General features: G+C 73.6%; 22 protein-coding genes. 16 read left to right on the top strand and 6 right to left on the bottom strand.

Features of this window, described 5'->3' with window-relative positions; translation table 11 throughout:
- Positions 1–23: 23 nt before the first annotated feature.
- Positions 24–563, bottom strand: a complete 540-nt coding sequence (locus AB0K37_RS10060; protein ID WP_363977636.1) for an SMI1/KNR4 family protein — start codon at positions 561–563, stop codon at positions 24–26.
- Between the two features lie 48 nt (positions 564–611).
- Complete coding sequence (locus AB0K37_RS10055) at positions 612–1769, bottom strand: FAD-dependent oxidoreductase (protein WP_363977633.1); 1158 nt, start codon at positions 1767–1769, stop codon at positions 612–614.
- A gap of 51 nt (positions 1770–1820) precedes the next feature.
- On the opposite strand from AB0K37_RS10055, the gene AB0K37_RS10050 reads away from it, so the two are divergent.
- A complete protein-coding gene (locus AB0K37_RS10050; protein WP_363977630.1) occupies positions 1821–2312 on the top strand; it encodes a flavin reductase family protein in 492 nt (163 codons plus the stop codon).
- On the opposite strand, the gene AB0K37_RS10045 is transcribed toward AB0K37_RS10050, so the two are convergent.
- Positions 2263–2694, bottom strand: a complete 432-nt coding sequence (locus tag AB0K37_RS10045; protein WP_363977627.1) for a cupin domain-containing protein — start codon at positions 2692–2694, stop codon at positions 2263–2265. The two genes, AB0K37_RS10050 and AB0K37_RS10045, sit on opposite strands and share 50 nt — an antisense overlap.
- 42 nt (positions 2695–2736) lie before the next feature.
- Positions 2737–4188 carry an MFS transporter gene (locus AB0K37_RS10040; RefSeq protein ID WP_363977624.1) on the bottom strand — a complete coding sequence of 484 codons (1452 nt, stop codon included), beginning with the start codon at positions 4186–4188 and terminating at the stop codon, positions 2737–2739.
- Positions 4189–4352: 164 nt separating this feature from the next.
- Here AB0K37_RS10040 and AB0K37_RS10035 point away from each other — a divergent pair, with 164 nt between their 5' ends.
- A complete protein-coding gene (locus AB0K37_RS10035; RefSeq protein ID WP_363977621.1) occupies positions 4353–5495 on the top strand; it encodes a histidine kinase in 1143 nt (380 codons plus the stop codon).
- On the top strand, positions 5492–6151 hold the full coding sequence (locus AB0K37_RS10030) for a response regulator transcription factor (RefSeq protein ID WP_363977618.1): 660 nt from the start codon (positions 5492–5494) through the stop codon (positions 6149–6151). The genes AB0K37_RS10035 and AB0K37_RS10030 overlap by 4 nt, the downstream gene beginning before the upstream one ends.
- A gap of 34 nt (positions 6152–6185) precedes the next feature.
- Here the strand turns inward: AB0K37_RS10030 and AB0K37_RS10025 are convergent, their stop codons facing one another.
- Both AB0K37_RS10025 and AB0K37_RS10020 read right to left on the bottom strand, forming a co-directional pair.
- Positions 6186–6545 (bottom strand): STAS domain-containing protein, encoded by a 360-nt coding sequence (locus tag AB0K37_RS10025; RefSeq protein ID WP_363977615.1) that lies wholly within the window; start codon positions 6543–6545, stop codon positions 6186–6188.
- Positions 6542–7861: a GAF domain-containing SpoIIE family protein phosphatase gene (locus AB0K37_RS10020; protein WP_363977612.1), complete on the bottom strand. Its 1320-nt coding sequence runs from the start codon at positions 7859–7861 to the stop codon at positions 6542–6544. Before AB0K37_RS10020 ends, AB0K37_RS10025 begins: the two co-directional genes overlap by 4 nt.
- A 274-nt stretch (positions 7862–8135) precedes the next feature.
- Here AB0K37_RS10020 and AB0K37_RS10015 point away from each other — a divergent pair, with 274 nt between their 5' ends.
- The 13 genes from AB0K37_RS10015 (at position 8136) to AB0K37_RS09955 (ending at position 22685) form a co-directional block, all read left to right on the top strand.
- Positions 8136–12314, top strand: a complete 4179-nt coding sequence (locus AB0K37_RS10015) for a SpoIIE family protein phosphatase (protein WP_363977609.1) — start codon at positions 8136–8138, stop codon at positions 12312–12314.
- Positions 12311–12643, top strand: a complete 333-nt coding sequence (locus AB0K37_RS10010) for an STAS domain-containing protein (protein ID WP_363977606.1) — start codon at positions 12311–12313, stop codon at positions 12641–12643. The genes AB0K37_RS10015 and AB0K37_RS10010 overlap by 4 nt, the downstream gene beginning before the upstream one ends.
- A 66-nt stretch (positions 12644–12709) precedes the next feature.
- Complete coding sequence (locus AB0K37_RS10005) at positions 12710–13075, top strand: STAS domain-containing protein (RefSeq protein ID WP_363977603.1); 366 nt, start codon at positions 12710–12712, stop codon at positions 13073–13075.
- Between the two features lie 150 nt (positions 13076–13225).
- Positions 13226–13693, top strand: a complete 468-nt coding sequence (locus AB0K37_RS10000; protein WP_363977600.1) for a MarR family transcriptional regulator — start codon at positions 13226–13228, stop codon at positions 13691–13693.
- A 180-nt stretch (positions 13694–13873) separates the two neighbouring features.
- Entirely contained in the window at positions 13874–15151 is a 1278-nt protein-coding gene (locus AB0K37_RS09995) for a SpoIIE family protein phosphatase (protein WP_363977597.1), read from the top strand.
- Positions 15148–16914 carry a CHASE3 domain-containing protein gene (locus AB0K37_RS09990; RefSeq protein ID WP_363977594.1) on the top strand — a complete coding sequence of 589 codons (1767 nt, stop codon included), beginning with the start codon at positions 15148–15150 and terminating at the stop codon, positions 16912–16914. The genes AB0K37_RS09995 and AB0K37_RS09990 overlap by 4 nt, the downstream gene beginning before the upstream one ends.
- A complete protein-coding gene (locus AB0K37_RS09985) occupies positions 16911–17357 on the top strand; it encodes a response regulator (protein WP_345171976.1) in 447 nt (148 codons plus the stop codon). Before AB0K37_RS09990 ends, AB0K37_RS09985 begins: the two co-directional genes overlap by 4 nt.
- A 4-nt stretch (positions 17358–17361) precedes the next feature.
- Positions 17362–18234, top strand: a complete 873-nt coding sequence (locus AB0K37_RS09980; RefSeq protein WP_363977591.1) for an alpha/beta hydrolase — start codon at positions 17362–17364, stop codon at positions 18232–18234.
- Between the two features lie 190 nt (positions 18235–18424).
- On the top strand, positions 18425–19207 hold the full coding sequence (locus AB0K37_RS09975; RefSeq protein ID WP_363977588.1) for a SigB/SigF/SigG family RNA polymerase sigma factor: 783 nt from the start codon (positions 18425–18427) through the stop codon (positions 19205–19207).
- A 130-nt stretch (positions 19208–19337) separates the two neighbouring features.
- Positions 19338–19748 carry a VOC family protein gene (locus tag AB0K37_RS09970; RefSeq protein ID WP_363977586.1) on the top strand — a complete coding sequence of 137 codons (411 nt, stop codon included), beginning with the start codon at positions 19338–19340 and terminating at the stop codon, positions 19746–19748.
- Between the two features lie 216 nt (positions 19749–19964).
- Complete coding sequence (locus tag AB0K37_RS09965; RefSeq protein ID WP_363977584.1) at positions 19965–20375, top strand: ribonuclease domain-containing protein; 411 nt, start codon at positions 19965–19967, stop codon at positions 20373–20375.
- A 15-nt stretch (positions 20376–20390) separates the two neighbouring features.
- Positions 20391–20738, top strand: coding sequence for a barstar family protein (locus AB0K37_RS09960; protein WP_363977582.1), 348 nt, complete (start codon positions 20391–20393; stop codon positions 20736–20738).
- A 69-nt stretch (positions 20739–20807) separates the two neighbouring features.
- The gene (locus tag AB0K37_RS09955; protein WP_363977579.1) at positions 20808–22685 is read left to right on the top strand and encodes a tetratricopeptide repeat protein; all 1878 of its coding nucleotides are present in this window, start codon (positions 20808–20810) and stop codon (positions 22683–22685) included.
- The last annotated feature ends 58 nt before the right edge of the window (positions 22686–22743 follow it).

Here is a 22743-nt window from a genome sequence, read left to right as displayed (position 1 = left end):
CCGAACCGCCCGGCGCTACGGGCTCAGCGGCACATCGAGGCGATGAGGTCCGGGAAGTGCGGGAACTCCGCCCGCGCGGCGGCCGCGATCTCGGCGGGCGAACGGCGGCCGGGGGCGTGGCGCTCGGCGATCGCGCGGAAGGCGTCGTTCGGCTCCTCGGGGGACTCGGGGTCCTCGAACGCCTCCCCGGGCCCGAGGCCGGCGGCGAACAGCCACAGCAGGTCGCCGAGATCGCGCGCGATCACGCCGCGGTCGCCCTCGGATCCGATGTAGACCACGGGCTGGCCGGTGACCGGCACGCCGGGCCGCACCAGCCAGAAACCGGCGTAGTCGCCCGCCCCGGTCGAGCCGAAGAAGCGGAACACGCCGCCGTCCGCCTCCGGGTTGCCGGTCCAGAGGCGGAACCACCACGCCGTCTTCGCGGGGTCCTCGAAGCGGTCGTACATCTCGAAGTCGCAGCCGCGCGCCTCGTCGGTCTCGTCGTCCCATTCCCATTCGAAGCCGATCGCGGCCACCTCGGCGAGCGCGGTGGGCAGCGCGAGTTCCTCAGGCGTGTTCGTCACCCCGGCAGGCTAGGCGATCTTCGCCCGTACCGGGGCGGAAGCCGCGGATCAGCGCGCGGGCGGGGCCGCGCGGCCGGCTCCCACCCGGAACCGTTCCGGGGCCGGGCGCTCGTCCGACGCCGCTTCGGCGATGATCCGGCCGAGCAGCGGCGCGAACTTGGCGCCGTGCCCGGAGCACGGCGAGGCGACCGTGATCCCGCCGGCGCCGTCGACCACGAAGTCCTCGGTGGGGGTGTTGGTGAACAGGCAGGTCGTCTCCGCGTAGGGCTCGGGGACGACCCCGGGCAGGGCCTGCCGGACGTAGGCGACGATCCGTTCGCGGTTGGCCGGGTCGATCGCACCGGTCTGAGCGGCCGCGCTCCGGATCGGCCGCCCGCCGTTGAACTCGGCCACCTTCTGGCCGCTCCGGCCGTCCGGGAGGGCGGCGTCGCGGCCGCCGGGCAGGCCGTAGACCAGCGCGTCCGACTCCTTGTGGATGAACGTCGGCCACGTCTCCCCCGGATCGTCCCGGTAGGGGAAGTGGTAGGCGTTCTCCTGCATCACCTGGAGCGGCGGGAACGCCGCCAGGAACGAGTCCGGCAACCCGAGGCCGCCGAGCAGGTCGGGCAGCCAGCCGCCCGCGGCGACGACGACCTTCTCGGCCTCCTCCGCCCGCCCGTCCACGCCCACCACCCGGTGCCGGGTGCCCACCCGCTCGACGGCCGCCACCGGACGGCCGGTCTCGACCCGGGCGCCCTCGGCCTCCGCCAGCCGCAGCATGGCCGCCACCGCGGCCTCCGCGTCGACCACCCCGGCGCCGGGGTGCCACAGGACCTGTCCTCCGCCGCCGAAACGGAACTGCGGCCAGCGCGCGGCCGCCTCGGCGGCGGTGAGCAGCTCATGCTCGACGCCGACCCTCGCGAGCACCGCGGCCAGCGCCGCCGGGTCACGGCCCGCCCCGGCGTCCAGGGAGCCCGTGCGGGTGACGAGCCGTTCGCCGGACGAGCGCTCCAGCTCCCGCCATTCGCGCCGTGCGTCGACGACCATCTGGGCGTAGAACGGGTCGGCGTAGCCGTACCGGAGGATCCGCGCCGACCCGTGCGAGCTGCCCTCGGCATTGGCCGGCGTGCGGCCCTCCAGCACCGTCACCTCATGCCCTCGCCGGGCCAGCTGCCAGGCGGTCGCGGCACCGACGAGGCCCGCCCCGACGACGACGTACGTGCCCATCGTGATGCTTCCCTTCCGCCGTGGACTGGATCATCACCGTAGGCTGGCGCGGTGGACAGCGATAGGTTCGTCGCCGGATTCGACTACCCGATGTTCGTGGTGACGGCCGCCGATCCCGGCACGGGGACGCGGGCGGGCTGCCTGGTCGGATTCACGACGCAGACCAGCATCGAGCCGTTCAGGTTCCTGGTGTGCCTGTCCCGCCGCAACCGGACGTACCGCGTGGCCGAGGGGGCGGCGGTGCTGGCCGTGCACGTCCTCGGACGCGGTGAGGACCAGCGGGAACTGGCGGCCCTGTTCGGAGAGCGGACCGGCGACGAGATCGACAAGTTCGCCCGCTGCTCCTGGCGGCCGGGCCCCGAAGGCGTGCCCCTGCTCACCGGCGTCCCCCGCCGCATGGTCGGCCGGATCGTGGAGCGCACCGAGCTCGGGGACCACGCCGGGTTCCTCCTGGCCCCGGTCGACGTGACGATCGGGGCCGAGGCCGACCCGCTCACCTTCCGGGCCCTGCCCGACCTGGAACCGGGACACGAGGCCGGCTGACGGTCCGCTCCTCCAGCCGGCTGCCGCGCGGCAGGGTGACGGCCATGATGCTGCTCGGCGTGTCCAGCTCGACGCGGTGCCAGCGGCCGCGCGGGACGATGGCGGCGGTCCCGGCCGTCAGCCTGATCTCCTCCTCCCGCCGCCCCGGCTCCTCCGGGCGGAGGCAGAGGCGGATCTTCCCGATGAGGCAGCACACGACCTCCTCGGCCTCGGGGTGGACCTCCCACCGGTCGGCGTGGACGTCGGCGTCGGTCTTCGCGTGGAAGACCGCCACCCGCCACCCGTCCCGCTCGGGACCCCACGCGCGCGGTGCGGCCGAGATCTCGCCCCCGCCGTCGAGGTGGAGGAAGCAGGAGGAGAGGTCGATCGGAGTAACGGTCATGACGGAACGTCCTTTCTGCGGTGGACGGCGGATGGGCGCGGATCAGTCCGGGACGGTCAGCAGGTCGCGGTCGTCGAGCCGTTCGGCCGGCGCCGGCGGCGCGGTGCGGCGCAGCACGGTGAGGCCGACGAGGACGGCCGCCGCCAGGAGTACGGCGCCGAGGGCGAGGCCGAGCGCGTACCCGTCGTTGAGGGCCTCGGGTGTGGAGGCGCCCCCGGTGCGGTGCTGCGCGGCGGTGCCGAGGGCGGCCAGTCCGAGGGAGGCGCCGATCTGGCGCGAGCTGTTGAGCAGCGCCGAGGCGGTGCCGGTCTCCCGGGCCGCGACGCCGCCGGTGGCGATGGACACGAGCGGCGCCAGGCAGAGCCCGAAGCCCACTCCGGCGACGATCGAGGGCCCCAGCACGTCGGTGGCGAAGGCGCCGTCCGAACTGATCATGCCGAACCAGGCGAACCCGGTCGCCGTCAGCAGCCCGCCGGCGACCAGCAGGGTCCGGGGGGCCAGCCGGTAGCCGAGCTTGACGGCCAGAACCGACCCGGCGGCCACTGCCAGCGCGAACGGCAGGAACATGGTCCCGGTGAGCGCCGCTCCGTGCCCGAGGACCCGCTGCAGGTAGAGGGACATGAAGTAGAAGGACGAGGCCATCGCGGCGCCCACCAGGAGGTTGAAGGCGTTGGCCCCGGCCACCGAGCGGTTGGAGAACAGGCCCAGCCTGATCAGCGGGTCGCGTGCGGTCGTCCTCTCCAGGTGAAGGAACGCGGCCAGCAGCGCGGCGGCGACGGCCAGGGTCGTCAGGGTCACGGGCGAGGTCCACCCGTGCCGGTCCGTGCGCACGATCCCGAACACGAGCAGGCTCATCCCCGCGGTGGCCAGGACGGCTCCGAGGACGTCCGGACGGCCCCGGCGGTCCGGGGGCGGGCCGGCGGCGACCCCGCGCCAGGCCAGCGCCAGCGCGCCGGCGGCCATCGGCACGTTCACCAGCATCACCCAGCGCCAGCCGGCGTACTCGGTGAGCACGCCGCCGATCAGGACGCCGAGCGCGCCTCCGGCGGCGTTCGTCGCGCTCCAGATCCCGAAGGCCCGGACCCGCTCCCGGCCCGAGGGGAACGTCGCGGTCAGCAGCGCCAGCGCGGCCGGCGCCAGCGCCGCCGCGCCGACGCCCTGGGCGGCGCGGGCGGCCACGAGATGGCCGGGTGCCTGGGCCAGGCCGCCGGCGAGGGACGCCAGGCCGAACAGGACGAGCCCGAACAGGAGGACGGGTTTGCGGCCGTAGCGGTCGGCGGCCTTGCCGCCGAGCAGGAGCAGCCCTCCGAAGGAGAGGGCGTAGGCGTGGATCACCCAGGTCAGGCCGACCGCGCTGAACCCGAGTCCGGCGGCGATCTGCGGGAGCCCGACGTTCACCACCGACAGGTCCAGCGACACCATGAACTGCACGACGGCCACCGCGGCGAGCGTGAGCCCGGGGCGGATCCCGCCTCTGTCTTCGATCGTGTGCATGCCTGACATCGTGGTGTTCGAGCAGGTCAGCGCACATCGAGCGGAAGATGGCCTTTTTCGCTGACGCCCGAAGCGTACGATCAGCGCCACTACACCGCAGGATGTAGAGATTTCTCCGCCGTTCCGCCGAGGAATCTCGGTGGAAACGGCCCTAATCTGCACGGATGAGCTCCATGAACCGGTGGCGGCCGCTCGTCCAGGACGGCCTGCTCGCCGTGGCGATGGCCCTCTTCCTGTCGGTCGTCGTGGCCATCACCCCGCACGCGGGAGCGCTCGACCTGGCCGCCGCCCTGGCGGGCTCGCTCGCGCTCGTCGCCTGGCGGCGGGCGCCCCTGGCGGCACTGGTCGTCAGCGCGGGCTGCATGCTCGCGCTCGCCTCCCACGTCCGGCCGGGCCCGGCGGCCGCCTTTCCCGTCATCGTGGCCGTGTTCGCCGCTTTCAGGGCGGGCCACCGGATCGCGACGGCGCTGGTGGGCGCGGCCTTTCTCGGCGTCGGCCTGATGGTGCGGCTGCCCAGCGCCGACGGGTCCCTGCGCGATCTCCAGAGCCTCTCGCTGCTGGTCGGGTGGTTCGTGGCGGCCGGGGTGACCGCGACGGTGACCCGGCACCGGCAGGCCTACCTGGAGGAGGCCGAGCGGCGGGCGGCCGAGGCCGAGCGCACCCGCGAGGAGGCCGCCCGGCGCCGCGCCGGCGAGGAGCGCCTGCGCATCGCCAGGGAGCTGCACGACTCCCTCACGCACAGCATCTCGATCATCAAGGTCCAGGCGGGGGTGGCCGTCCACCTGGCGCGCAGGCGCGGCGAGGAGGTGCCGCCCGCGCTGCTGGCCATCCAGGAGGCCAGCGGCGACGCCATGCGCGAGCTGCGCGCCACGCTGGAGGTGCTGCGCGACGCCGACCGCTCCGAGGGCGAGTCGATCGCCAGCGGCCTCGACCGGCTCGACGACCTGGTGGAGCGGGCCCGCTCCATCGGGCTGCCGGCCACGGTGACGATCTCCGGCACGCGGCGCGACCTGCCCGCCGAAGTGGACCGGGCGGCCTACCGGATCGTCCAGGAGGCGCTCACGAACGTCTCCAGGCACGCGGGCGGCGCCGCCGCCGCGGTGCGCGTCGACTACGCGGGCGGGGAACTGGTCGTGCAGGTCGACGACGACGGCGAGGCCGACCCGGACACGCCGCCCGTGCCCGGCACGGGCCTGCTCGGCATGCGCGAGCGCGTCGCGGCGCTCGGCGGGCGGCTGCGGGCCGGGCCCCGCCCCGAGGGGGGCTTCACCGTGCGCGCCGAGCTTCCCCTCGGAGATCCCTCGTGATCCGCGTGCTGCTCGTGGACGACCAGGCGCTCATCCGCGGCGGCTTCCGGGCCCTGCTGGAGATCGAGGACGACATCGAGGTGGTGGCCGAGGCCGCGAACGGCGAGCGGGGCGTCGCGCTCGCCGCCGAGCACCGGCCCGACGTCGCCCTCGTCGACATCCAGATGCCGGTGATGGACGGCATCGAGGCGACCCGGCTGATCGTCGCCGATCCCCGGCTGAGCGGCGTCCATGTCGTGATCCTCACCAACTACGGCCTCGACGAGTACGTCTTCAACGCGCTGCGGGCCGGGGCCTGCGGGTTCATGGTCAAGGACACCGAGCCCGAGGACCTGGTGCAGGGCGTCCGGGTCGCGGCCCGCGGCGACGCGCTGCTCTCGCCCGCGATCACCCGCCGCCTCATCGGCGAGTACGTCGCGCGCCGGCCCGAGCCCGCCCCCGAGGGGCTCGGCACGCTCACCAGGAGGGAGCGCGAGGTCGCCGTCCTGGTGGCCCGGGGCCTGTCCAACGACGAGATCGCCGCCCACATGGTGATCAGTCCGGCCACCGCGAAGACGCACGTCAGCAGGGTGCTGGCCAAGCTGCACGTCAGGGACCGCGCCCAGCTCGTCGTGTTCGCCTACGAGTCCGGACTCGTCACCCCGCGGCGCGGCTGACCCCGCCCGGCGGACTTACTCGGCGCGCGCCGCCTCATGCCCCGCGCAGGGACTTGACGGCCTCCTCGGCGGTGGGGTGGAAGGCGAAGACCTGGTCGAGCCCGGTGATCTCGAAGACCCGGGTGAGGTCGGGGTTCAGCCCGGCGAGCACGATCCTGCTCCGGGCCGCCTGCGCCCGGCGGTAGCCGGCGATGAGCACGGTGATGCCGGTGGAGTCGCAGTAGTTCAGCTCCGTCACGTCGAGCACGGCGCCGCCGTCGGGAGCCAGCGGCAGGGCCTCCAGCGCCTCCCGCAGGCGGGGGGCGGTGTGGTAATCGAGGTCTCCCGCGACGCGCAGGACCGGGACCTCTGCCTCCTCGGACGGGAGGTTGACGGTGAAGGTGTGGTCGGTCACCGAAGAGGCTCCTGTCCGGACGGTTCGGCACGGCGGGGCACGGAGAGGGCCAGCAGCGCCGTGTCGTCGCTGACTCCCGCGCCCAGTTCCGTGAGCAGTTTATGGACGTTCGCCAGCAGGTTATCCGCTCCGTCGAAGGGCGTGCTGGTCAGATGTGCGGTGAGGCCCTCGTCGCCGAGCATCGCCCCGTCCGGGGTGCGTGCCTCGGTGAGGCCGTCGGTGTACAGCAGGAGGGCGTCGCCCGGCGCGAGGTGCACGTCCGCCTGCGCGAAGCGCGGGTCGGGCAGTATCCCGATGAGCTGTCCGCCCGGGGTGTCGACGGTCTCGACCGTGCCCTCCGCGCGGGCCGCCAGCGCGGGAGGATGGCCGCCCCCGGCCAGCGTCACGGCGAAGGAGCCGTCCGGTTGGGGGTCCAGGACCCCGAACAGGGCGGTGCAGAAGCGCGGGTCGCTCTGGTACTCCCCCTTGAGGACGGCGTCGAGGCTGCCGAGCACGGCGCGGGGGTCGGGCTCGTAGATGGCCGCGGCGCGCAGGGTGTAGCGGGTGAGGGAGGTCAGGGCGGCGGCCTCGGCGCCCTTGCCGCACACGTCGCCGAGGAAGAACGCCCAGCGGCCGTCGTCCAGGGGGAACAGGTCGTAGAAGTCGCCGCCGACCTCGTCCTGGGAGACCGGGTGGTACGCGGCGGCGGCGTCGAGGCCGGGCACCTTCGGCAGGGCGGGCGGCAGCAGGGTGCGCTGCAGGGTGCGCACCAGGCGCTCGGCTCCGGCGCGCATGGTGCGCTCGGCCGTGATGGTGCAGATCGTCGACAGCCGCCGCTCCAGCTCCTGGGCGACCAGGGCCGCCAGGTCCGTCAGGATGGCCAGCTGGTCATCGGACACGTCGCGGGGACGGGTGTCCAGCACGTTGACGGTGCCGAGGCGGTGCCCGTCCGCGGTGGTGATGGGCGCCGCCGCGTAGAAGCGCACGCCCATCTCGCCGTGGACGAGCGGGTTGGCGGCCGTCCTCGGGTCGGTGAGCGCGTCCCTGACGACATACGGGCCGCCGTGCAGGATGGCGGACGCGCACAGCCCGGGGTCGCGGTCGACCTGCGACACGCCGTGCAGGCCGTGGGCCGCCTTGAACCAGATTCGGTCGCCGTCCACGATGGCCACCGTGGCGATCGGCGTGCCGCAGCTGCGCGCGGCGAGGGAGGCGATGGTGTCGAACGTGCCGTCGGGCGGGGTGTCGAGGATCCGGTAGCGGCGGACGGCCGCGAGCCGCTCCCGTTCGGCGGCCGGGGCGGGCACGGGTTCGAGGTGGCGGGCGTGCTCCGTCACCGTCACCTCCTCTGGTCGGGACCGTGGCGGCAGTCCCGCCAGAAGAAGGGCTTTACCCTGTTTGTACTGCTTATCACGTATGTAATGACCTGGTTGCGCGGAGGCGCCGGTGGCGGCGCCCCGCGGAGAGGCGCGGCACGACGGACGTCCAGGATCTGTCGAAACGGCCGTTGCCTCCGGGTCATCCGGGGTAAAGGCAGGGCCATGCGGGGAGCGGACGCGTCGGGCGTCCGCCGGATGCAGTGGGTGATCACCTGAGGGGAAGAGGGGTGCGGTGGCGCTTTCGGAGGACGCCGAGCGTTCTGGGGAGGCCGGACGCGAGCCGCGGGCGGGGGCCGGCGTGTTCTCCGCCGACACGGAGATCGGCCCCGATCTCGCCGCGGTGGACTGGACGGCGACGCCCCTCGGCCACCCCGGCTCCTGGCCGCGGAACCTGCGGACGGCCATCGACATCCTGCTGTCGTCCCGGTTCTCGATGTGGATGGCCTGGGGCCCGGAGCTGACGTTCTTCTGCAACGCCTCCTACCGCCGCGACACGCTCGGCCGCAAGTACCCGTGGGCCCTCGGCCGGCCCGCGAGCGAGGTGTGGGCCGAGGCGTGGAACGACGTCTCCCCCAGGATCGAGACCGTGCTCAGCACGGGGAAGGCGACCTGGGACGAGGGGCTGCTGCTGTTCCTCGAACGGTCCGGATACCCGGAGGAGACCTACCACACCTTCTCCTACAGCCCGCTGCGCGACGACGACGGCGACGTGGTCGGCATGCTGTGCGTGGTCAGCGAGGACACCGAGCGGGTCATCGGCGAGCGGCGCATGACGACCCTGCGGGACATCGGGTCCGACCCGAGCATGATCCGGACGGAGGAGGAGACGCTCGCCTTCGCCGACCGGCAGCTCGACCGCAACCGCAAGGACCTTCCTTTCACGCTGACCTACCTGTTCGAGGACGGCGGGACGGCACGGCTCGCGGGCGCGACCGGCGTCTCCCCCGGCCATCCGGCCGCCCCCGCCGAGCTGGTGGCGGACGAACCGGACGGAATCTGGCCCGCGGCGGCGCTCGCGCGGGGAGAATCGGTGCTGATGCAGCTCGATGATCCTCAGTTCGGGGTCCTTCCCACCGGGGACTGGACCCAGCCCCCCGACCAGGCGCTGGTGGTGCCGCTGCTGCGGCAGGGCCGCGCGCCGTACGGGTTCCTGGTGGCCGCGCTGAACCCGTACCGCCGGCTGGACGGGGCCTACCGGGGCTTCGTGGAACTGGCCGCCGGGCACGTCGCGGCCGGCCTCGGCAGCGCCCGCGGCTACCAGGCGCAGCGGCGGCGCGCCGAGGAGCTCGCCGAACTCGACCGCGCCAAGACGACGTTCTTCTCCAACATCAGCCACGAGTTCCGCACCCCGCTGACCCTGATCATGGGCCCGCTGCAGGAACTGCGCGCGAGCCTGGAGGGCGCCGGCGAGCAGGTGCACCGCGAACTGGACGTCATCCACCGCAACGGGCTGCGCCTCGGCAGGCTCGTCAACTCCCTGCTGGACTTCTCCCGCATCGAGGCCGGCCGGATGCAGGCGCGTTACGAGCCGGTCGACCTGGCCGAGGTCACCGCCGAGCTGGCCAGCGTCTTCCGCTCCGCCGTGGACAGGGCCGGCCTGGCCTTCGTCGTCGAGTGCGAGCCGCTCCCCGAGCCTGTCTACGTCGACCGCGACATGTGGGAGAAGGTGATCCTGAACCTGCTCAGCAACGCGCTGAAGTTCACCTTCGACGGGGCGATCCACGTCCGGGTGGGCGTCGAGGACGGCCGGGCGCGGGTGACCGTGGCCGACACCGGGGTCGGGGTGGCCGCGGACGAGGTGCCGCGGCTGTTCGAGCGGTTCCACCGCGTCGAGAACACCCGCGCCCGCTCCAACGAGGGCAGCGGCATCGGCCTGGCCCTGGTCAAGGAGCTCGTCGGCCTGCACGGCGGGACCATCGACGCCGCGAGCACCGAGGGCGAGGGCACGCGCTTCACCGTCCGGCTGCCGTTCGGGAGCGACCACCTGCCCGCCGGCGCGGTCGCCCCGCCGCGCTCCTCCACGGCGGCGTCGGTCACCGCCGACCCCTACGTCCAGGAGGCGCTGCGCTGGCTGCCCGCCGAGCATCCCGGAGGGGATCCGAACTCGACCGACCCGGCGCCGGCCGAGCCGGTCCCGGCGCCCGCGTCCGAGGTCCCGGCGCGAGTGCTGGTCGCCGACGACAACGCCGACATGCGCGAGTACCTCACCCGGCTGCTGCGCAGCGCCGGCTACGAGGTGGAGGCCGTCGCCGACGGCCGGGCGGCCCTGCGGGCGGTCCGCGAGGGCGGGGTCGACATGGTGGTCAGCGACGTGATGATGCCGACCGTGGACGGGCTGGAGCTGGTCGCCGCGCTGCGCGGCGACCCGCGCACCGCCGCCCTGCCGGTGCTGCTGCTGTCGGCCCGCGCCGGCCAGGAGGCCTCGATCGAGGGCCTTCGGGCGGGCGCCGACGACTACCTGCTCAAGCCCTTCGCCGCCGCCGAGCTCCTGGCCCGCGTGCGGGCCAACGTGGAGCTGGCCCGGCTGCGCGGTCACCACGCGCGGTGGCGCACCGCGCTGATCGACTCCCTCCAGGAGGCGTTCTTCGTCTGCGAGGAGGACGGCGTCGTCGTCGAGTTCAACACCGCCTTCACCGACATCCTCGGCTACGACGCCGCCGGGCTGCCCTATCCCCCGAGACCTCCCTGGTGGCCGGACGAGAAGACCGACTTCGAAGCGCACCGGCAGGTCGCCCGGGCCTTCGAGAGCATGCTCGTGCGGGAGCGCGGCACCTTCGACGTCCCCGTCAGGCACCGTGACGGCCATCGCGTCTGGGTCAGCGTCGCCTTCAACCACGTCCACGACCCCGAATCCGGCCGGCGGGTCATCGTCGGCACCTTCCGGGACGTCACCGCCGACCACTACGCCATCCAGCGCGAGAGCGCCCTCGCGGCCCTCGGCATGCGCCTCACCGAGGCCGTGAACCTGGCCGACACCCTCTCCGGCGCGCTGGAGGTGCTGCGGGACCTCTGGCATGCCGAGCGGGTGCTGGCGGCCGTCTTCGACGGCGGACCGCCGGAGCTGACCTCGACGGAGCCGGGGCAGACCTGGCATGACCTGTCCGAGGAGCGCCGCGGGGAACTGGCCGCGCTGCGCGAGCACCCGCCCCTCACCCCCGTCGCCGAGCGCCCCACCGCGATCACGCTCGAACACCCCCGGGGCACCCTCGTCCTCTGGATCGACCTGACCGACCGGCGCCCGTTCACCGGCCAGGACCGGCTGCTGCTGTCCCTGCTCGCCGGGCGCCTCTCCCAGGGGCTCTCCCGCGCCAACCTGATCGACCAGCAGCGCGAGGCCGCCCTGGCCCTGCAGCGCGCCATCCTCGGGCCGTCCGAACTGCCCGACGGGTTCGCCGTCCGGTACGAGCCGGCGGCGCGGCCGCTGGAGGTCGGGGGCGACTGGTACGACATCTTCGCCCTTCCCGACGGCCGTATCGGCATCATCGTGGGCGACTGCGTCGGCCGCGGGCTGGAGGCGGCCACCGTCATGGGCCAGCTGCGCAGTGCCTGCCGGGCCCTCCTGCTCCAGGACGCGGGCCCCGCGGGGACGCTCACGGCCCTGGACCGCTTCGCCGCCGGCATCCCGGGGGCCCGGTGCTCCACCGTGTTCTGCGGCGTCCTCGACCCCGCGACCGGCGACCTCACCTATTCGAGCGCCGGGCATCCGCCCGGCATCCTCGCCCGGCCCGACGGCACCACCCAACTGCTCGAAGACGGCAGGTCCGTCCCGATCGCCGTCGGCTCCCCGCGGCCCCGGCCGGACGCCGCGACCACCATCCCCGCCCGGGCCACCGTGCTGCTGTACACCGACGGCCTCGTCGAACGCCGCCGCCGGTCCCTGAACGAGGGCATCGAGCGGGTCGGCCACGCCGTCCAGGAGGGCGGCGAGCGAGGTGTGGACGAGCTCGCCACCCACATCATGACGAGCCTGGCCCCGCCGGGCGGCTACGACGACGACGTCGCGCTGATGCTGTACCGGCACCCCGCGCCGCTGGACGTGAGCTTCCCCGCCGAGTCCTCCCAGCTCGCCCCGCTCCGGGAGGCGCTGCGCGGCTGGCTGGCCCAGTGCCAGCTCCCCCGCCGCACCGCGCAGGGCGTGCTGGTCGCCGCCGGCGAGGCCTGCGCGAACGCCGTCGAGCACGGCCGGCCCGCCGCCGGCGTGCACACCGTCCGGCTGCGGGCCGAGGCCTTCGTCGACCAACTGCACCTGACCATCGCCGACACCGGCCGGTGGAAGCCGCCCGGAGGGCCCGACGCCGACCTCAACCGCGGCCGCGGCACCGCCCTGATGCGCGCGCTGATGAACAAGCTCACGATCACGCCCGGCCCGGACGGCACCACCGTCCACATGCACACCTGGATTGGCTCATGAGCACACCCCTGACCCTCAGATCCGCCCGGCGCCCGGACGGGAGGGCGCTCGTGACGGCCGCCGGGGAGATCGACATGAGCAACAGCGGCGCCCTCGCCGCGGCGCTGGACACCGCGCGCGAGGACGGGGGCGAACTCGTCCTGGACCTCACCGCGGTCGAGTACCTTGATAGCGCGGGGCTGAGCGTCCTGTTCGCCCATGCCGACCATCTCGAACTGATCGCTCCGCACCTCCTGGAACCGGTGCTGACCCTCTCCGGGCTCCCGGAGCTGGCCACCGTCCACCTCGCCCCGCCCGACGCCGCACCGCCCGGAACCGACCACACCTGACGTGCCCGGCGCGACGGCGCGCAGGGCCCCGACCCAGAGAAAGCGGAACGACGTGGAGGCAACGCCATGGCCGAGGTGACCGGCCGCGCGCGGAACGGCTGGACAGTGATCACGATGACCGGGGATCTGGCACTGGACACCGCGCAGCAGGCCGAGCAGCGGATGCGCGGCCTGCGCAGCGAGCACGGCGAGCACCTGGTGCTCGACCTGAGCGGGCTGCGGTACCTGGACTCGGTGGGCCTCAGCCTGCTGATGCGGTTCTACCTGGCGGCCGAGGGACGCGGCGGCAGCGCCGTGCTGGCCGGCCCGCTGCAGGACGCGGTCCGGCGCGTCCTGCAGATCACGCACGTCGACGAGCGCCTGACCATCCATCCGACCCTCGACGCCGCGCTGGCCGAGTCGCTGCCGCCGGGTGCGACGCGCAACGGGTGAGCCAGCGGCACAGGCGCAGGGAACGACTACGCATCAAATCCGTTACAGGAAATATTATTCCGCAAAGATTGCTCGTATGATGACGCCCTGAGCACGGCCTCCCCCTCCCCGGCGGCGGGGAAGGCGGACACGGCAAGGGGAGGCGGGCGGATGGAGAGGGCACCGAGGCGGCGCGACGACAAGCCGTGGACGTTCCTGACCAACCACGCGCGGGTTCTGATCGCCATCGCGCGCGACCCCGGCCTCCGGGTCCGCGACGTCGCCCAGGCCGTCGGCATCACCGAGCGCGCGGCCCAGCTGATCATCACGGATCTGGAGGAGGCGGGGTATCTCACCCGCACCCGGATCGGACGCCGCAACCGCTACACCGTCAAGGCCGACCGCCCCTTCCGGCACCCCGCCGAAGCCGACCTCGACGTCCAGGCCCTCATCGAGCTGTTCACGGGCGGTCGCTCGACGCCCGGCACGGACGGTGACAGCGAGCCCGGCACGGACGGTGACAGCGGGCCCGGCACGGGCCGTGACAGCGAACCCGGCACGGGCCGTGACACAGCGCCCCGCACGGGCGGGACTCCGCGCGGCGAGACCGGCGCTCCCGCTCCGGCGCGGAGCAGGTAGAAGGTGCACCACGGGAGAGGACCCGCCCAGACGGGTCACGGGCGCCGGTGCGTTACGGTCGCGGTCGGGCAGGTCACGCGGGACGCGGATGCGTCACGAGGCGGTGAGCCGCGGGATGCATATTTGCCATAAGGCAACTACTATCGGCGCGGCACCGGCGGGCCGGAGGGGGGAAGGGCGGTGGACGGACTGATGTCGCAGGGTCTTGAGGCGGCCGGCCTCGGGGCGCGCCTTTCCGCGCCGCCCGGACCGCGCGTGCCGATCGCGATCGCCGGCGCCGCCGACGGGGAGCCGGAGCTCGGGCCGCTGCGGGTCCTGCTGGTGGAGGACGACTCGGCCGACGCGCTTCTGGTGGAGGACACCCTCGCCGACACCGGGCTGCGGGCGTCGCTGCAGTGGGTGCGTTCGCTTCCCGAGGCGCGGGGCCCGTTGTCGGCGAACCCCATGCCCGACTGCGTGCTGCTCGACCTGCACCTGGGCGAGTCGCGGGGTCTGGCGGTGCTCCGGCAGGTGCTGGAGTGGGCGCCGGGTGCCGCGGTGGTGGTGCTGACCGGGCTCGCCGAGTCGCAGGCGGGCACCGCCGCGATGGCCGCCGGCGCGCAGGACTACCTCTCCAAGGACCAGCTGGAGGCGGATCGGCTCGGGCGGGCGATCCGGTACGCGGTGCAGCGGCGCCAGGTCCAGCAGGCGGTCGCGGCGCTCCAGGTCCAGCAGATGCGGGCCCAGGAGAACGCCCGGCTGGAGCGCGGGTTGCTGCCGCGTCCGAGGGTCTCCAATCCGCGCCTGCGGGTCGTCTCGCGGTACCGCCCTGGACGGGCGCACTCCCTGCTGGGCGGGGACTTCTACGACGTGGTGGAGACCGGCGACGGCCTGGTGCACGCGGTGATCGGGGACGTGGCGGGGCACGGTCCCGCCTCAGCGGCCCTGGGCGTCAGCCTGCGGGTGGCGTGGCGGTCGTTCGTGCTGGCCGGAACCCGCGGAGCGCGGGTGGTCGAACTGCTGGAGGAGCTGCTCGCCGGAGAGGACGGCGGCTCCGAGATGTTCGTCACCCTCATCACGGCGACCCTTTTCCCCGACCGCCCCGTGGCGCGGGTGGTCCGCGCCGGGCACCACGGGTTCCTGATGCACGGCAACGGCGAGGTGCGGCTGGTCGAGCCGCCGGGCGGGCTGGGCGTGGGCATGGTGCCCGGGCTGGCCGGCTGGCGCGAGCACGAGATCCCCCTGCCGCCGGGCGGCTCGCTCGTCCTGTTCACCGACGGCCTGTTCGAGGGCCAGATCGACGACGAAGGCCGGCGCCTCGACCTGGCCGGCCTGCTCCGGCTCGCCCAGGACCACCGCACGCTCTCCCCCGGCGACTTCGTCGACACACTCATCACCGACGTCGAAGCGGCCTCGCTCCAGCACGGCGGCCTCGCCGACGACGTCGCCGTCATTCACCTTGGATGGACCCCCACATGAGCACACCGCCCCTGACGGTGCGGGACGCAGAGACGGCCGAATCCGCCGTTCCCGCCGCACCGCCGCCGGCGAGCGCCCCCCCGCCGCGGCGGGGACTGACCGTCCGGACCTGGTTCATGCTGGCCGCGCTGCTGATCGTCGCGCTCACCGTCACCGGCGCCGCGGTGGTCCACAGTCTGCTGGAGGAGACCGCGCGGGCCTCGGACCGGCTGGTGGACAGGATCGCGCCGGCGCAGGTCGAGGCGAGCCGGATGCAGATGGCCATGCTCAACCAGGAGACCGGCGTGCGGGGCTACGCCCTGGCGGGGGACCGGCAGTTCCTGCAGCCCTACACCGACGGGCTGGCCACCGAGCAGGAGTCCTCCGCACGGCTGCGCCGGCTGCTGGCCGACGAGCCCGAGCTGCGCGCCGACCTCGACGCGACCGGGCGGGCGATCGACGCGTGGCGCCGCGACTACGGCGCCGTCGTCATCGACCAGGTCCGCGAGCAGGGGTCCGGCGGCGAGGCGGCCGCCATCGCGGCCCGGGGCAAGCCCGCCTTCGACGAGGTCCGCGCCACCTGGGCGATCCAGAACCGCCACCTGAGCCAGGTCCGCGCCGAGAGCCGCGCGGACCTGCGCCACACCCGCACGATGCGGGACTGGACGCTGACCGCCCTGTTCATCGCGCTGCTGGCGACCGCGGCGCTGCTGACCGTCCTGCTGCACCGCGCCGTGGACCGGCCGCTGCGCATGCTCCGCTCCGCCTCACGCCGGGTCGCCGACGGCGACTTCACCCATGTCATCGGCGCGCACGGCCCCGCCGACGTGCGCGACGTGGCCCTCGCCGTGGAGGCGATGCGCGGCCGGATCACGGCGGCTCTGGAGGAGTCCACCGAACGCGAGCGCCTGCTCCAGAGCCGGACCGCGGAGCTGGACGCGCAGACCGTGGAGCTGCGCCGCTCCAACGCCGAGCTGGAGCAGTTCGCCTACGTCGCCAGCCACGACCTCCAGGAGCCGCTGCGCAAGGTCGCCTCGTTCTGCCAGATGCTGGAGCGCCGCTGCTCCGACCAGCTCGACGACCGCGGCCGCCAGTACATCGCCTTCGCGGTGGACGGCGCCAAGCGCATGCAGGTACTGATCAACGATCTGCTGACCTTCTCCCGGGTCGGCCGCCTGCACCAGCACCAGCGGACGCTCTCGCTGGGCGAACCGCTCGACGAGGCGCTGGCCAACCTCGACGGCGCCCTCACGGAGTCCGGCGCCCGCGTCGAGAGGCCCGACGACCTCCCGGAGCTCACCGCGGACCCCACGCTCATGGTGATGCTGTGGCAGAACCTGATCGGCAACGCGGTCAAGTTCCGCTCCCCCGACCGCGAGGCGGTCGTCCGCGTCACCTGCGAGCGGGAGGACGGGCACTGGCACCTGACCGTCACCGACAACGGGATCGGCATCCCCGCCGAGTACGCCGACAAGATCTTCGTCATCTTCCAGCGGCTGCACAGCCGCGACGCCTACGCCGGCACCGGCATCGGCCTGGCGCTGTGCAAGAAGATCGTCGAGTACCACGGCGGCCGGATCTGGCTCGACCCCGATCACGACGAGGGCTCCCGGTTCCACTTCACCCTCGCGGCCGACGACCTGCCCGCCGCGCCCTCCGGCGCGGAGGCCTCCGACGACGCCCCCGACGGCCGGGCCGCGGACGGCGCCGACGCGTCCGCGGGCGGCACGCCCGACGCCGACGTTCCTTCCCCGACCACCGACCTCCAAGGAGCCAGTTCGTGACCAGTACCGCCGTCCAACCCATCACCGTCCTGCTGGTCGAAGACGACCCCGGTGACGAACTGATGACCCGCGAGGCCTTCGAGCACAACAAGGTCGGCAACACCCTGCAGGTCGTCCGCGACGGCGCGGAGGCCCTGGACTTCCTGTACAAGCGGGGGGAGCACGCCGACGCGCCCCGTCCCGACCTGGTCCTCCTCGACCTCAACCTGCCGAAGCGCGACGGCCGCGAGGTCCTCGAAGAGATCAAGTCCGACCCGGAACTGGCCTCCATCCCGGTGGTGGTGCTGACCACGTCGTCGGCGGAGGAGGACATCCTGCGCAGCTACAAGCTGCACGCCAACGCCTACGTCACCAAGCCCGTCGACTTCGACCAGTTCATCAAGGCCATACGGCAGATCGACGACTTCTTCGTCACCGTCGTCCGCCTCCCCACCCGCCACTGACCCCGTGTACTTCGACGGCTTCACCCTGGAGCGGGCAGACGTCGGCGAGGCCACCCTGAGAGTGCGGCACGGTGGGGCGGGGCCGGCCCTCCTGCTGCTGCACGGCCATCCCCGGACGCACGCCACCTGGCACAAGGTCGCGCCGCTCCTCGCGGACCGGTTCACTGTGGTGTGCCCGGACCTGCGGGGATACGGGAAGTCGTCCAAGCCGCCGACCGACGCCGACCACGCGCCGTACTCCAAGCGCGCGATGGCCGGGGACATGGTCGCCCTGATGCGGGCTCTCGGCCACGAGACGTTCGCCGTCGCGGGGCATGACCGCGGGGCCCTCGTGGCGTTCCGGACGGCGATGGACCATCCCGCGGCCGTCACCGCGCTGATCCCCATGGACGGGCTGCCGGTGGTCGAGCACCTGGAGCGCTGCGACGCCCGCTTCGCGGCGCGGTGGTGGCACTGGTGGTTCTTCGGGCAGACGGACAAACCGGCGGAGCGGATCATCAGCGCCGACCCCGACGCCTGGTACTCCGCGACCGGCGAGCACATGGCCCCCGAGGCCTGGGCCGACTTCCGCGAGGCGATCCACGACCCGGCGACCGTGCACGGCATGCTGGAGGAGTACCGGGCCGGACTGGGCATCGACCGGAGGCACGACGAGGACGACCGCCGTGCCGGTCGCCGCGTCCAGTGCCCGGTGCTGGTGCTGTGGTCGGCCCGCGACGACCTGGAGGAGCTCTACGGCGATCCGGTGCGGATCTGGCGGGCGTGGGCCGACGACGTCCGCGGCGGTCCCATCGACTCCGGCCACCACATGGCCGAGGAGGCCCCCGGGCCCGTGGCCGGCGCGATCGGCGCCTTCCTCGACCGCCACGTCCGCTAGGGCCGGACGGAGACCCCGCCGCCCGGGAATCGCCCGGCGTGCCGTGTGAGCCCGGCGCGACCGGGTAGCACACGTATCGACGGATTATTGCTCAGTGCAAAGATCAGGGCGGTCGCGCGGGCATCTTTCCCTCCGAGGGCGGCTTTCCGGCCGTTCGCCGTTCGCCGTGCGCCGCGGGGAGAGGCGACCCTTGGCGGACGACAGGCAGCGATCGATCGACCGGCGCACCCACGCCCTCCTGGAGCGGCTGAGGCACCTGCCCCCGGACGACCCCGCCCGCGAGCGGATCCGCGCGGAGATCGTCACGCTCAACACCGCCCTCGTGCGCGGCGTCGCGCGCCGCTACGCCGGCCGCGGAGAACCGGTCGAGGATCTGGAGCAGGCCGCCTACCTGGGCCTGGTCTCCGCGATCAACCGGTTCGACCCGACCCGGGGCATCCGGTTCCTCGCCTACGCCTACCCGGTGGTGACGGGGGAGGTCCGCCGGCACTTCCGTGACCGGACCTGGGGGGTCAAGGTGTCGCGCCGCATGCAGGAGCTGCGCCCGCGGCTGCACCGGGCCATGACCGACTTCACCGTCGCGCACGGCCGCTCCCCCACGCCCGCGGAGCTCGCCGCCCGGCTCGGCCTCGGCCTGGAGGAGACGCTCGACGCGCTGATGGCCGGCGAGGCGTACCGCCCCCTGTCCCTGGACGCCCCCGCGGGCGGGTCCGGGGAGGAGGACCCCGGCACGCTGGGCGACAGCCTGGGCGCCGACGACCCCGACCTGGAGGGCATCGTCGACGCGCAGGCGCTCCGTCCGCTGCTGGACGGCCTCCCCGAACGGGAGCGCACCATCGTGCTGCTGCGGTTCTTCGGCAACGAGACCCAGTCCCAGATCGCCGCGCGGCTCGGCATCTCCCAGATGCACGTCTCCCGCCTCCTGGCCCAGACCCTGGAGCATCTCCGCGAGGGCCTGCTGACCGGCGCCTGAGGCACCCGGGCGATCGCCGTCCGTCCCGGGACCGCCGCGCGGGCGCATTGCGATGCCCTTGCGGCCCTTGGGCGAGACCGGTCAGGAATCGAGAAGCGCGGGTGAAGAAGCCGCGGCTAGCGTGACCGGCATGGACATCACCATTCACACGAGCTTCCTCCCGCACGACGACCCGGAAGCCTCTCTGGCCTTCTATCGCGACGCGCTGGGCTTCGAGGTCCGCAACGACGTCGGCGGCGGCAGGATGCGCTGGATCACGGTGGGACCGCCCAAGCAACCCGACACCTCCATCCTGCTGGCGCCGCCGACCACCGATCCCGGGATCACCGACGACGAGCGCCGCACCATCGCCGAGATGATGGCCAAGGGGACCTACGGCTGGATCCTGCTCGCCTCTCCCGACCTCGACGACACCTTCGACAGGGTGCAGGCCGCGGGGGCCGAGGTCGTCCAGGAGCCGATCGAGCAGCCGTATGGGGTCCGCGACTGCGCGTTCCGCGATCCCGCGGGCAACCTGATCCGCATCCAGGAGCTGCGCTGACCCCGGGCGAACCGCGGCCTCGATCCCGCGCGCCGTCCGGTCAATGGCACTAAGTCCCAGTGGTGGCGTCAGATCCTGTTCATAGAAACTTGGCGGCTTTGCATCGACTACGCCCATCCGCAAGGTCATCATGGCGGCTGGTCGCCCTCGATCCGGGCGCGGTCCGGGTCCGGGGAAACGTCCCCTTCGGGACGCACTCGTTCGTAGGAGGTACCTGTGCTCAGGCAGCGCTCCCGGCCGTCCTGGACGAAACGAGCCGCCGTCACCATGGTGGCCGCGACGTGCGCGACGGGCGTCACCACCACCGTCCCGGCAAGCGCCGCGGTCTACGGCTCCTGCACGATCTCCCGCTGCTCCGACGGCCGGTACGCCGCCTCGGTGTGGGCCGGCAAGGGCTGGCCGTCCAGCTCGGGCTGGTACTCCTGGCCGGACGGCCTGTACAACTACACCGGCGGCGTCTACCACAACTACGACGGCCAGCTCCCGGCCGGCGTGTCCTACCACGAGTACGACGTCTACTCGCGGACGAAGGGCGCCTCGCGCGACGCCTACCGGATCGTCCACAGCAGCACCGGCACCGTCTACTTCTCGCCGGACCACTACTCCAACTTCTACAAGCTCTCCTAGAAACGGACCCGTCCGATGACCTCGCCGCCGCACTGGCTGACGCTGACCAGCGATCCGGTGCGGGCGGCCATCGACGGGCACGCGTGCCGGACCCGCGTGGCCTTCTTCCGGGAGGCGGCGCGGGCCCTGGGCTTCCCTGACTACTTCGGCCACAACTGGGACGCGTTCCTCGACTGCCTGCGCGACCTCCAGCGGCCCGCCCTCACCGTGGCGCACGCCGACGAACTCCTGGCGGAGGAGGACCCGCGGCAGCTCGCGATCCTCCTTGAGATCCTGGCCGAGCGAGAGGCGCCCACGACTCTGTCCGCCGTCCCCGAACGCATACCCGTCCTGCGGACCCGCCTGGCCGCCGCGCTCCCCTGAACTCCGCCGCCCGAAAGGCTATGGTTCCTCACTGCTGTTCTCCCGGCTGTCGAGAAGGTTGGAGCGTCGGTGGTGCGAACGCGTCTGCTCGCACAGGTGCGGGATCGGGTCAACCGGTTCAACGCCGAGCGTGACACGACCCTGGTCCTGGCCCCCCAAGCCTTCGCCGACGCGGTGGACCTGATCTGCTCGGTCCCGGACCCGGTGGACGACGTCGAGGTCGCTCAGGCGGCGGGCTGGCTGTTCTGGCTGCGCTTCGCCGCCCGCGGTTCGGCCGAAGGCGAGCCGGACCTCACCGTCGCCCTGGACCTGCTCGATCCGGTGCACCGGCTGCTTCCCGCCGGGGTCCCCACGTTGATCGGCGAGCTGTTCGACCGCGAGCCCCGGGGCGCCCCGGACGGCGGCGGCCTGCTGGCCCGCCTCGGCCGAATGCTCTACCGGGACACGCTCGCCTCGCAGGACGCCGGCGTCCTGGACCGGGCCGTCGAGCTCTTCCGGCTGGCGGCCGGCGCCACCGGGCCGGACCACGCCGAGCACGCCCGCTGCCGGACCAACCTCAGCAGCGCGCTGCTGACCCGCTTCGAGCGGACGGGCACGCCGTCCGACCTGGAGGAGTCGATCACATTCGGCCGGGCGGCGGTGGAGGCCGCCGCGCCGGGCGACCCCGACGGCGCCCTCTACCTGTCCAACCTCGGCAACGCCCTGCTGACCCGGTTCGAGTACTTCGGCGGCGAGGCGGACCTCGACGCCGCGATCGAGGCCGGCCAGGCCGCGCTCGCCGGCTGGCCCGACCACCCCGACCGCGCCGCGATGGCGTCCAACCTCGACCTCGCCCTGCGGACGAGGGAGGCGCTGGTCCACCAGGTCACCGAGCTGGACGAGCTGATCGACCTGGCGCGGGACGCGGTGTTCACGACCGCCCCCGACCACCCCGACCACGCCGAACAGCTGGTGCGGCTCGGCGACGGGCTGCTGGCCCGCTTCGACCGCGCCGGGGACCCGGCGGATCTGGACGAGGCGGTCGAGGCCCATCGGGAGGCGGTGGCCGTCACCGCGCCGCACGACCCCGATCGCCCCGACCACCTGTCCGACCTCAGCGACGTCCTGCGGATCCGGTCCATCCAGACCGGGGACGAGCGGGACTTGGCCGAGGCGGTCGAGGCGGGACGAGCCGCAGTGGCGTCGACGCCCGCCGAGGATTCCGAGCTGTGCGGCCGGCAGTCCAACCTCGCCATCGCCCTGTGCGAGCTGCACCGGCGCACCGGCGGCCGGAGGGAGCTGGACGAGGCGGTCGCGCTCGCCCGGCGGGCCGCGGCCGCCACACCGGCGGACGATCCCGACCGGCCCTCGCGCCTGTCGAACCTGTGCGACATCCTCCGCGTGCTGTTCGAGCGCACCGGAGAGGAGGCCGACATCGACGCCGCGGTCGAGGCCGGGCGCGCCGCGGTCGCCGCCGCGCCGCCCGGCCATCCGCACCTCGCCGCCTACCTTGGCAACCTCGGGGCAGCCTCGCTGTTCCGGTTCCGCGGCACCGGCGCCCAGGCGGACCTGGACGAGGCGGTCGACGCGCTCCGGATGGCGGTGGCCGCCGCGCCGGACGCGAGCCCCGACCGCGGGACGATGCTGGCGAACCTGGGCGGCGCGCTGCAGATCCGGTTCGACTCCCTGCGGCACCGCGAGGACATCGACGCTGCGGTCGACGCCTGCCGGAAGGCGGTCCTCGCCACCCCTGCGGGGCACTCCAGCCGGGGCGGGCGCCTGTCCAACCTCGGCACGGCCCTGCAGGCCCGGTTCTCGATCAGCGGGGAGCAGGCCGACCTCGACGCGGCGGTCGAGACCGTCCGGGCCGCCGCGGCGGCCGTCCCGGAGGGCCACCCGCGGCGTGCCGCGGTGCTGTCGAACCGCGCGCTCGTCATCCTCGCCGCCCCGCTCCGATCTTGTCGTTGAGCGCATCAGCGATCGCGCGGCTCGCCTCAGACGTCGCGTGCTGGTAGATCATCGCCGC

It is taken from the genome of Actinomadura sp. NPDC049753 (assembly GCF_040674655.1).
Taxonomy (GTDB): domain Bacteria; phylum Actinomycetota; class Actinomycetes; order Streptosporangiales; family Streptosporangiaceae; genus Spirillospora; species Spirillospora verrucosospora.
Note: the sequence above shows the minus strand (reverse complement) of the source record. Positions and strands in the feature narration are given on the sequence as shown.

Excerpts from the sequence above, each read along its gene's own strand:
- AB0K37_RS10055 (WP_363977633.1), bottom strand. The coding sequence starts at position 1,769 with ATGGGCACGTACGTCGTCGTCGGGGCGGGCCTCGTCGGTGCCGCGACC.
- AB0K37_RS10045 (WP_363977627.1), bottom strand. The coding sequence starts at position 2,694 with ATGACCGTTACTCCGATCGACCTCTCCTCCTGCTTCCTCCACCTCGAC.
- AB0K37_RS10040 (WP_363977624.1), bottom strand. The coding sequence starts at position 4,188 with ATGCACACGATCGAAGACAGAGGCGGGATCCGCCCCGGGCTCACGCTC.
- AB0K37_RS10035 (WP_363977621.1), top strand. The coding sequence starts at position 4,353 with ATGAGCTCCATGAACCGGTGGCGGCCGCTCGTCCAGGACGGCCTGCTC.
- AB0K37_RS10010 (WP_363977606.1), top strand. The coding sequence starts at position 12,311 with ATGAGCACACCCCTGACCCTCAGATCCGCCCGGCGCCCGGACGGGAGG.
- AB0K37_RS10005 (WP_363977603.1), top strand. The coding sequence starts at position 12,710 with ATGGCCGAGGTGACCGGCCGCGCGCGGAACGGCTGGACAGTGATCACG.
- AB0K37_RS10000 (WP_363977600.1), top strand. The coding sequence starts at position 13,226 with ATGGAGAGGGCACCGAGGCGGCGCGACGACAAGCCGTGGACGTTCCTG.
- AB0K37_RS09990 (WP_363977594.1), top strand. The coding sequence starts at position 15,148 with ATGAGCACACCGCCCCTGACGGTGCGGGACGCAGAGACGGCCGAATCC.
- AB0K37_RS09970 (WP_363977586.1), top strand. The coding sequence starts at position 19,338 with ATGGACATCACCATTCACACGAGCTTCCTCCCGCACGACGACCCGGAA.
- AB0K37_RS09960 (WP_363977582.1), top strand. The coding sequence starts at position 20,391 with ATGACCTCGCCGCCGCACTGGCTGACGCTGACCAGCGATCCGGTGCGG.